This window comes from Lysinibacillus sp. A1, from assembly GCF_000801965.1.
Taxonomy (GTDB): Bacteria; Bacillota; Bacilli; order Bacillales_A; family Planococcaceae; genus Lysinibacillus; species Lysinibacillus fusiformis.
The window spans coordinates 1-1,619 of record NZ_JSZM01000027.1; the positions used below are offsets into that span (position 1 = coordinate 1).

General features: G+C 39.5%; 3 protein-coding genes. All 3 read left to right on the plus strand.

Going from position 1 to position 1,619, the window contains the following annotated elements; all coding sequences use genetic code 11:
• Window positions 1–366 (plus strand): arsenate reductase (thioredoxin) (gene arsC, locus PI85_RS19735; protein ID WP_039392361.1); only part of this gene is annotated, 366 nt, incomplete at its 5' end.
• 1 nt (window position 367) lies between these two features.
• Window positions 368–727 carry an arsenite efflux transporter metallochaperone ArsD gene (arsD, locus tag PI85_RS19740; protein WP_009370518.1) on the plus strand — a complete coding sequence of 120 codons (360 nt, stop codon included), beginning with the start codon at window positions 368–370 and terminating at the stop codon, window positions 725–727.
• Between the two features lies 1 nt (window position 728).
• Window positions 729–1,619, plus strand: an 891-nt coding sequence (locus tag PI85_RS19745; RefSeq protein WP_039392365.1) for a TRC40/GET3/ArsA family transport-energizing ATPase, incomplete at its 3' end; no start/stop codon positions are given.

The window sequence follows — 1,619 nt, forward strand, 5'->3', positions numbered from 1 at the left end:
GCTGAAGGATGGGCAAAGAAATTACTACCTACCAATTGGACAGTTAAAAGTGCTGGTATTGAAGCACATGGCGTAAATCCGAATGCTACTAAAGCGATGGCGGAGGTAGGGGTTGATATTTCAAATCATACATCCGATTTAATTGATTTTGAGACATTAAACAATGCAACATTAGTTGTCACTTTATGTGGGGATGCAGCTGATAAATGCCCAATGACACCTCCTCACGTTCGTCGTGAGCATTGGGGATTTGAAGATCCAGCGAAAGCGACAGGTACTGATGAAGAGAAGTGGGCTGTATTCCAAAATGTTCGTGATGCAATTGGTAAACGCATTGAACAATTTGTAGCTGAGGAGCTGAAATAAATTGAAAAAAATTCATATCTATGAGCCAGCAATGTGCTGTTCTACAGGCTTATGTGGACCTTCTATAGACCCAGAATTATTGCGAATGTCATTTATTATGAATAATTTAAAGAAAACAAACATAGAAGCTGAAAGATTTAATCTTACAAACGAGCCAAATGCTTTTGTAGAAAACGAAGCAATCAATCAACTATTAGTGTCAGAAGGAATGGATGCCTTACCTGCAACGTTTGTGGATGGAGAATTACTTTGCAAAGGAATCTATCCAACAAATGAACAATTTTCACAGTGGTCAGGACTTTCAGAAGACGAATTACTACAAAAGCCAAAAGTACGCTTGTCACTAAAAGGAGATGCGTAAGATGGAACGCTTTACAAGAATTCATTTCCCTGACACCCCATTCCTGTTTTTCACGGGGAAAGGGGGCGTTGGGAAAACATCGGTTGCTTGTAGCCTATCAATAGCCATTGCAAGGGAAGGGAAAAAGGTACTTTTAATTAGTACAGACCCCGCATCCAACTTACAAGATATTTTTGGCCAAACGCTTTCTAATAGTCCAACAAAAATTGAAGGCATAGACAATTTATTTGCGATAAATTTGGACCCTGAACAGGCAGCACAACATTACAAAGAGCAAATGGTTGGTCCGTACCGTGGAAAACTACCTGAAGTGGTATTACAAAATATGGAGGAACAACTTTCTGGTGCTTGCACAGTAGAAATTGCTGCCTTTAATGAATTTGCTTCACTATTGACTGATACTTCAGTGATTGGGAATTTTGACACTGTGGTGTTTGATACAGCCCCTACAGGGCATACGTTACGATTATTACAGTTGCCTTCTGCATGGTCTACGTTTCTAGACGATAACACGACTGGCACTTCATGTTTAGGTCCTTTAAAAGGGCTAGAACCACAACGTGAAGTCTATAAAGAGGCAGTTGAACGTTTAAAGAATGCTAATCAAACAACGTTAATGTTAGTGACACGCCCAGAAGAAAATCCTTTAAAGGAAGCTGCACGTGCTTCTCACGAATTGTTTGAAATAGGCATTCAAAATCAGACTCTACTAATTAATGGATATATGAGCAATGCCAATTCTACTGATGATATCGAAGAGGCTTTCATTGCGCGTCAAGCTGATGCAATAGCAAGAATTCCTGAAGAACTAAATCAATTTGAGCATTTCTACTTACCTTTTGTACCGTACTCATTATCAAGTATTGAGCGTATGCAAGCATGGATGACTGAC